General features: G+C 71.9%; 8 protein-coding genes. 6 read left to right on the forward strand and 2 right to left on the reverse strand.

From position 1 onward, the window contains the following. The first annotated feature begins 72 nt into the window (after positions 1-72). The 4 genes from STRIP9103_RS02285 to STRIP9103_RS02300 are packed head-to-tail and all read left to right on the forward strand — an operon-like array spanning position 73 to position 3,585. Positions 73-1,032 carry an ABC transporter ATP-binding protein gene (locus STRIP9103_RS02285; protein ID WP_009296351.1) on the forward strand — a complete coding sequence of 320 codons (960 nt, stop codon included), beginning with the start codon at positions 73-75 and terminating at the stop codon, positions 1,030-1,032. Beyond that, on the forward strand, positions 1,029-1,787 hold the full coding sequence (locus STRIP9103_RS02290) for an ABC transporter permease (RefSeq protein WP_009296355.1): 759 nt from the start codon (positions 1,029-1,031) through the stop codon (positions 1,785-1,787). The genes STRIP9103_RS02285 and STRIP9103_RS02290 overlap by 4 nt, the downstream gene beginning before the upstream one ends. Next, positions 1,784-2,971, forward strand: a complete 1,188-nt coding sequence (locus tag STRIP9103_RS02295) for a sensor histidine kinase (protein ID WP_009296344.1) — start codon at positions 1,784-1,786, stop codon at positions 2,969-2,971. The genes STRIP9103_RS02290 and STRIP9103_RS02295 overlap by 4 nt, the downstream gene beginning before the upstream one ends. Further along, entirely contained in the window at positions 2,968-3,585 is a 618-nt protein-coding gene (locus STRIP9103_RS02300; protein WP_009296347.1) for a response regulator transcription factor, read from the forward strand. The genes STRIP9103_RS02295 and STRIP9103_RS02300 overlap by 4 nt, the downstream gene beginning before the upstream one ends. Positions 3,586-3,692: 107 nt before the next feature. Here the strand turns inward: STRIP9103_RS02300 and STRIP9103_RS02305 are convergent, their stop codons facing one another. Continuing rightward, positions 3,693-4,574, reverse strand: coding sequence for a transglutaminase-like domain-containing protein (locus STRIP9103_RS02305; protein WP_374005663.1), 882 nt, complete (start codon positions 4,572-4,574; stop codon positions 3,693-3,695). Next, positions 4,574-5,599, reverse strand: a complete 1,026-nt coding sequence (locus STRIP9103_RS02310) for a GNAT family N-acetyltransferase (protein ID WP_009296353.1) — start codon at positions 5,597-5,599, stop codon at positions 4,574-4,576. Before STRIP9103_RS02310 ends, STRIP9103_RS02305 begins: the two co-directional genes overlap by 1 nt. Before the next feature lie 140 nt (positions 5,600-5,739). On the opposite strand from STRIP9103_RS02310, the gene fdxA reads away from it, so the two are divergent. After that, complete coding sequence (gene fdxA / locus STRIP9103_RS02315) at positions 5,740-6,057, forward strand: ferredoxin (RefSeq protein ID WP_004926152.1); 318 nt, start codon at positions 5,740-5,742, stop codon at positions 6,055-6,057. A 165-nt stretch (positions 6,058-6,222) separates the two neighbouring features. Then, positions 6,223-7,295 (forward strand): bifunctional succinyldiaminopimelate transaminase/glutamate-prephenate aminotransferase (locus tag STRIP9103_RS02320; RefSeq protein WP_048819554.1); only part of this gene is annotated, 1,073 nt, incomplete at its 3' end.

Raw genomic sequence — 7,295 nt, forward strand, 5'->3', positions numbered from 1 at the left:
GACATCTGTCATCCGGCACACAGGACCACCGACACTGCCGGGCGCCGGCCCTCCGCGGTCACCCTGGATCGCATGACGACAACAGCCACGACACCGGCGGTGACCGCCACCCCGGTGGTCGGTTTCGACCAGGTCGGCAAGAGCTACGGGAACGTACGGGCCGTGGACGGCCTGTCGCTCACCCTGCACCCGGGCGAGACCGTGGCCCTGCTGGGCCCGAACGGGGCGGGCAAGTCCACCACCCTCGACCTCCTGCTGGGCCTCAGGCGCCCGGACACCGGCACGGTCCATGTCTTCGGCACGAGCCCGCGCGAGGCGATCGTCGCCGGGCGTGTGGGCGCCATGCTGCAGTCCGGCGGCCTGATGGACGAGGTCACGGTCGCCGAGTTGGTCCGGCTCGCCTGCGCCCTGCACCCGAGGCCGTACCCGGTCTTCGAGGTGCTGGCCCGCGCCGGCATCACCCAGATCGCCGACCGCAAGGTCGACAAGCTCTCCGGCGGCCAGGCCCAGCGCCTCCGCTTCGCGCTCGCCACGGCCGGCGACAGCGACCTGATCGTCCTGGACGAGCCCACCACCGGCATGGACGTCACCACCCGCCAGGCCTTCTGGGCCACCATGCGCGAACAGGCCGACCAGGGCCGCACCGTCCTCTTCGCCACCCACTACCTCGAAGAGGCCGACGCCGTCGCCGACCGCGTACTCGTCCTGCACCGGGGCCGGTTGCTGGCCGACGGCACCGCCGCCGAGATCAAGGCGAAGGCGGGCGCACGAAGGATCTCCTTCGACGTGCACGGCGAGTTCGACGAGAGCGCCCTGCGCGCCCTCCCCTTCCTCACCACCTTCGACGTGTCCCACAGCGGCTCCGCCACGGGGACCGCCCGTACCCTCCGCATCCAGTCCACCGACGCCGACGCGACCGTCCACGCCCTGTACGGCCTCGGCCTCTACCCCCGCAACCTCGAAGTCACCGGCCTCGGCCTGGAGCAGGCCTTCGTCGCGATCACCGCCGCAGAGGAGGCGAAGACCAAGTGAGCAACGCGTTCGCCTCACGGAGCCTGATCAGGCTGGAACTCACCCGCGCCCTGCGCAACCGCAAGTTCCTGTTCTTCTCGGTGCTCTACCCGTCGATCCTGTTCCTGCTCATCGCGGGCAGCGCCGACGGCACCAAGAAGATCGACGGGATGGGCCTGACCCTCCCGACGTACATGATGGTCTCCATGGCCTCCTTCGGCGCCCTCACCGCCGTCCTGACGGGCAACAGCGAGCGCATCGCCAAGGAGCGGGAGGGCGGCTGGGTACGGCAGCTGCGGCTGACGACGCTGCCCGGCCACGGCTACGTCCTCGCGAAGACGGCCGGCTCGGCCGTGGTCAGCCTGCCGTCGATCGTGGTCGTCTTCGTCGTCGCCGCGGTGGTGAAGGACGTACGTCTGGACGCCTGGCAGTGGCTCGCCCTGACCGGGGCGATCTGGGCCGGCAGCCTCGTCTTCGCCGCGCTCGGCGTGGCCCTCGGCTATCTCGCGAGCGGCGACGCGGTCCGCCCGATCACGATGATCACCTACTTCGGGCTGTCCATCCTCGGCGGCCTGTGGATGCCGACCACGACCTTCCCGACCTGGTTGCAGGACATGGCCGAATGGGTGCCCACACACGCGTACGCTGCCCTGGGACAAGCGATCGAGCAGAGCCAGGCCCCCCATGCCAAGGACATCGCCGTCCTCGCCGTCTTCTTCGCCCTGTTCACCGGCGGCGCGGCCTGGCTGTACCGGAAGGACACGCTGAAGGCGTGAGCGGCGTCGGCATCGGGCAGCGCCCGCGGAATCGCAGGCAGAAGGCCGTCAAGTTCCTCTGGGTCGGGATCTGGCTCGCCTACCTGAGCGCGCCGGTGGGTGACCTGCTGCACGGCGGGCACAGCGACGGCGTCGTCGTCCTCGGCTGGATCGGCCTGGTCGCCTTCGTCGCCTGGTACTTCGCCCTGATCTTCCGCACCGGACGCGGCGAGACCGAGGGCGTGGTGCTCGGCTCGCTGGCGGTCCTGGCCACCCAGTCGACCGTCCTCGCCCTCACTCTGGGCCGCGAGTGGCTCGTCCTGTTCGTGTACGTGGCGATCTGCTCCGGCGCCGCCCTGCCGTTCCGCCTGGCCCGCTGGACCATCCCGGCCGTGTCCGTCCTGCTGACCGGGGTCGCCCTCGCGATCCCCGGCGGCGCGTCGTTCCTGGCGGGACTGCTCTTCCCGGCCCTCCTCGGCGGCTTCTCCATGACCGGCGTACGCGAGCTCATCCGCACGACCATAGAGCTGCGCGAGGCGCGTGCCACGGTCGCCCAACTGGCCGCCAACGAGGAACGGTTGCGCCTCGCCCGCGACCTGCACGACCTGCTGGGGCACTCGCTGTCGCTGATCACGCTGAAGAGCGAACTCGCGGGCCGGATGCTCCCGGCGCACCCCGATAAGGCGGCCCAGCAGGTCGCCGACATCGAGCAGGTCAGCCGCCAGGCCCTGGTCGACGTACGGGCGGCGGTGTCGGGCTATCGCCGCCCCCGCCTGTCCGCCGAGCTGGCGGGCGCCAAGGTCGCGCTGACGGCGGCCGGGGTCACCGCCGACCTGCCCGCCGAACCCGATCTCACCGACCTCGCCGACGTCCCCGAGACCAGCGAGTCCGCCCTCGCCTGGGCCCTGCGCGAGGCCGTCACCAACGTCGTACGGCACAGCGGCGCCCGCCGCTGCACGGTCGGACTCGTCCATCGCCAGACCCTCGACGGCCCCGTCATCGAACTCACCGTGGAGGACGACGGAACGGGCGGCAAGGACAACTCCACCGGCATGGCGCAGGGCCCGGGCAACGGTCTGACAGGCCTGGCCGAGCGCCTCCAGAAGGCGGGCGGCACCCTGGATGCGGGCCCGTCCCGACATGGCTTCCGCCTGGTCGCCCGCGCTCCTGCCACTCCCGGTCCCCACGTAGGATCCGGCCCATGAGCAGCCGCACGATCAAGGTCCTCCTGGCCGAGGACCAGTCGATGGTCCGCGAGGCCCTGGCCGCCCTGCTCGGCCTGGAGGACGACATCGAGGTGGTCGCCCAGGTGGCCCGGGGCGACGAGGTCCTGGCGGCGGCCCGCGCACACGATGTCGACGTGGCCCTCCTCGACATCGAGATGCCGGGCGCCACGGGCATCGAGGCGGCGGCCCGGCTCCACGAGGCACTCCCGGCCGTCAAGCTGGTCGTCCTCACCACCTTCGGCCGCCCCGGCCACCTCCGCAGCGCCATGGAGGCCGGCGCCGACGCCTTCCTGGTCAAGGACGCCCCCGCCGCGCAACTGGCCGAGGCCGTACGCAAGGTCCTGGCAGGGGAACGGGTCATCGACCCCACGCTCGCGGCAGCCGCCCTGGCCGACGGCGCGAACCCCCTGACCGACCGCGAACGCGAGGTACTCCGAGCAGCGGCCGACGGCTCCACGAACGCGGAGCTGGCGGCGAGCCTGCACCTCTCCCAGGGCACGGTCCGCAACTACCTGTCGACGGCGATCCAGAAACTGGCGGCGAGGAACAGAACGGAGGCGGTACGGATAGCAAGGGAGAAGGGCTGGTTGTGAGTGGTACGGGCCGGCCACGAAGGGGAGGGCCGGGCCTGTGACCGCCGGCCAGGGGCCGCAAGGGCGGGGGCGCGGGACCGTGACACCGCTACGGCGAACAGGCGCCCTCAGTTCAGCAGGGCCCGCGCCGCATCAGCCTGCCTCCGCACCCTCTCCGCAGCCCCCTCGTCCACCCCCGCCACCACATCCGCATACGCCTCCAACTCAGCCGCCCCCCGAACGAAATCCCCTCGCCGCACAAGCAACTGCGCCCACTCGTACCGCAACCGAGCCGGATGCGAGGGCAGCGCCAGCGACAACTCCAGAGCCCAGAGCGACACATCCGACCGCTCGGGCCGCGCCGCGGCCCAGGCCCGTACGTTGTTGAGGATCCGCAAGACCACGTCCAACGGATCGGCGGGGCTCAGCATCGAAGGATCCAGCGGCCCCCCGGTCGCCCCGGCGACCAGCATCTCCGCGTCGCTCCCACTGAGCACCCGCCCCCCGTCGAAGGGATCGGCGAGCACCTGCCCGGAGGGATCCGGCTCCGGCGTCCCGAACCCCACCACGAAGTGCCCCGGCAACGCGACCCCGTACACATGGGCCCCCGCCCGCCGGGCGACCTCCATCCACACCACGGACAACAGGATCGGCAGCCCCCGCCGCCGCGTGAGCACATGGTGCAGCAGCGACGACTCCAGCCGCTGATAGTCCGCCGGGGTGCCATGGAACCCGTACCGCTCCCCGAGCAGCTCGCCCAGGGCGACGGCCCACGCCCTGGCCCCACCCGGCCGGAACGGCAGCTGCCCGGCGAGCCGGTCCAGCTCGATCTGCGCGGCGTCGATCCCGGCCTCGTCCAGCGAGGCGTCCCCGGCCGCCCCCACGAGCAGGCACAGCGCGGCCAGATCGGGCCGCTCGGCCCGCGCCTCCTCCGCGAACCGCCGCCGCACCTCGGCGGCCCGCTCCGGCTCGGGCGGGTGCGGGCCACGCAGAGCGGGGTTGTGCCCCATCACGACGGCCACCGGTAGTGGTGGTACGCGTGATGCACGGCGAACCCCATCCCCGCGTACAACCCCCGGGCGCCCACGTTCTCCAGCTCCACCTGCAGCCACCCCGCCGAGGCTCCCTCCTCCAGCGCCCGCTGGGCCAGCGCCGCCATCACCTTCGTGGCGAGCCCCTGCCGACGCCGCGCCGGATCGACCTCCACGGCCGAGAAGCCGGCCCACCGCCCGTCCACGACACACCGCCCGATCGCGGCCGGCCCCTCCCCCTGCGCACCCGGCACCGTCGCGAACCACACCGAGGGCCCTGTCCCACTCCCGGCTTCGCTCGAGCGGGGGCACCCCTCGAGCACCTTCAGCGCGACATCGCTCATCCCCTTGCGCTGGTAACGGCTCAGCCACGCCTCGTCGGCCACCCGGGACAACACCACCCCGCCGGCCTCCCGGTCGGCGACCGGAGCCAACGCCCCGATCCACAGCTCGGCCGTGATCTCCCGCAGCCAGCCCCGCCGCTCCACCTCGGCGCACAGCAGTTCCTGTGTCCCCTCGGCGCCCGTGGCGAGCTGCAGGTACGCGGGGAGCCCCCGGGCCGCGTACCAGCCGCGTACGGCCGTCAGCGCCTCGTCCAGGGGCATCCCGGGGTCACCGAGGGGCAGCACGGAGTTGGCGCGCCGGGTGAACCCGGCGGCGGCCCGCAGCTCCCACCCCCCGAGCCGCTCCCGCTCGACCGGCTGCCAGCCTCGCGCCGAGACCCGCGCCAGCTCCTCGTACGACGCGGCCGGCCCTCGCCGCCGGGCGGGCGCGGCGGGCACGACCTTCCCCGCGACCAGCGTCGACTCCTCGATCCGTACCCGCTCCCCGTCGCGGCGGGTGATCAGCAGGACACCGTCGTCCCATGATGTGAGAACACCAACCGTGTCGGTGAATTTCCCACCCCTGGCGGCATCCCTCTCAACGCGGCGTACGGAGACACGTTTGCCCACGTCAGCAGCGGAGACGCGGATCTCAAGGCGTCCACCGGCAGAGATTTCCACAGGTCCGTTCACCCCTCCTGTTCGGATCATGCCCGAGAACGGAGATACTAGGTGCGGGCATCGACGACGCCGCGCTCCCGCGCGCCAGGCGGCGGAGCCTGAGGAGGCCCGCCAGCGCCCTATCGAGGAGGAACGACAGCGTGACCTACGTCATCGCGCAGCCTTGTGTCGACGTCAAGGACAAGGCGTGCATCGAGGAGTGCCCGGTCGACTGCATCTACGAGGGTCAGCGGTCCCTCTACATCCACCCGGATGAATGCGTCGACTGCGGTGCCTGCGAGCCGGTGTGCCCGGTCGAGGCGATCTTCTACGAGGACGACACCCCGGAGGAGTGGAAGGACTACTACAAGGCGAACGTCGAGTTCTTCGACGAGCTCGGCTCGCCCGGTGGTGCCAGCAAGCTCGGCCTGATCGAGCGTGATCACCCCTTCATCGCCGCACTGCCGCCGCAGGCCTGACGCCGCGGGCCGCCCACCCGGCGGCCCGCCGCCGCGCCGCCTCGGTCCCGTACGGCCCGATCACCATGATCGCCGTACGGGACCGAGGCGTTCGCCGTACGAGCCTTACGTACGACGCCGTCCCGCCGCACAGGAACGTACGTGCGAGAAAGTGAGTCAGATCCCGTGTCCGCAGTCAGCGACCGCCTCCCCACGTTCCCCTGGGACAAGCTGGAGCCGTACAAGGCGACGGCCGCCGCGCACCCCGGTGGCATCGTCGACCTCTCCGTCGGCACCCCGGTCGACCCGGTGCCCGAGCTGATCCAGAAAGCGCTGGTGCACGCGGCCGATTCACCGGGCTACCCGACCGTCTGGGGCACTCCCGCGCTGCGCGACGCGATCACGGGCTGGGCGGAGCGCCGTCTCGGCGCCCGCGAGATCACCCACCACCACGTCCTGCCGATCGTCGGCTCCAAGGAACTCGTCGCCTGGCTCCCCACCCAGCTGGGCCTCGGCCCGGGCGACCGGGTCGCCTACCCGCGTCTCGCCTACCCCACGTACGAGGTCGGCGCCCGCCTCGCCCGCGCCGACCACGAGGTCTACGACGACCCGACGGAGCTGGACCCCAAGGGCCTGAAGCTCCTCTGGCTGAACTCGCCCTCCAACCCCACCGGCAAGGTTCTCTCGAAGGCCGAGCTGACCCGGATCGTGGCGTGGGCCCGCTCGCACGACGTCCTGCTCTTCTCCGACGAGTGCTACCTGGAACTCGGCTGGGACGCCGACCCCGTCTCCGTCCTCCACCCCGACGTCAACGGCGGCTCGTACGACGGCATAGTCGCCGTCCACTCCCTCTCCAAGCGCTCGAACCTGGCGGGCTACCGCGCGGCCTTCCTGCTGGGTGACCCGGCCGTCCTGAACCCCCTCCTGCAGATCCGCAAGCACGGCGGAATGATGACCTCCGCCCCCACCCAGGCCGCCGTCGTGGCCGCCCTCAGTGACGACACCCATGTCGAGGCCCAACGCACCCGCTACGCGGCCCGCCGCACCGCCCTGCGCGACGCACTCCTGACCCACGGCTTCCGGATCGAACACAGCGAGGCCAGCCTCTACCTCTGGGCCACCAGGAACGAGTCCTGCTGGGACACCGTCGCCCACCTCGCCGACCTGGGCATCCTCGTGGCCCCCGGCGACTTCTACGGCTCAGCCGGCGCCAACCACATACGAGTCGCCTTCACAGCGACGGACGAGAGGGTGGCAGC

It is taken from the genome of Streptomyces ipomoeae 91-03 (genome assembly GCF_000317595.1).
GTDB lineage: Bacteria > Actinomycetota > Actinomycetes > Streptomycetales > Streptomycetaceae > Streptomyces > Streptomyces ipomoeae.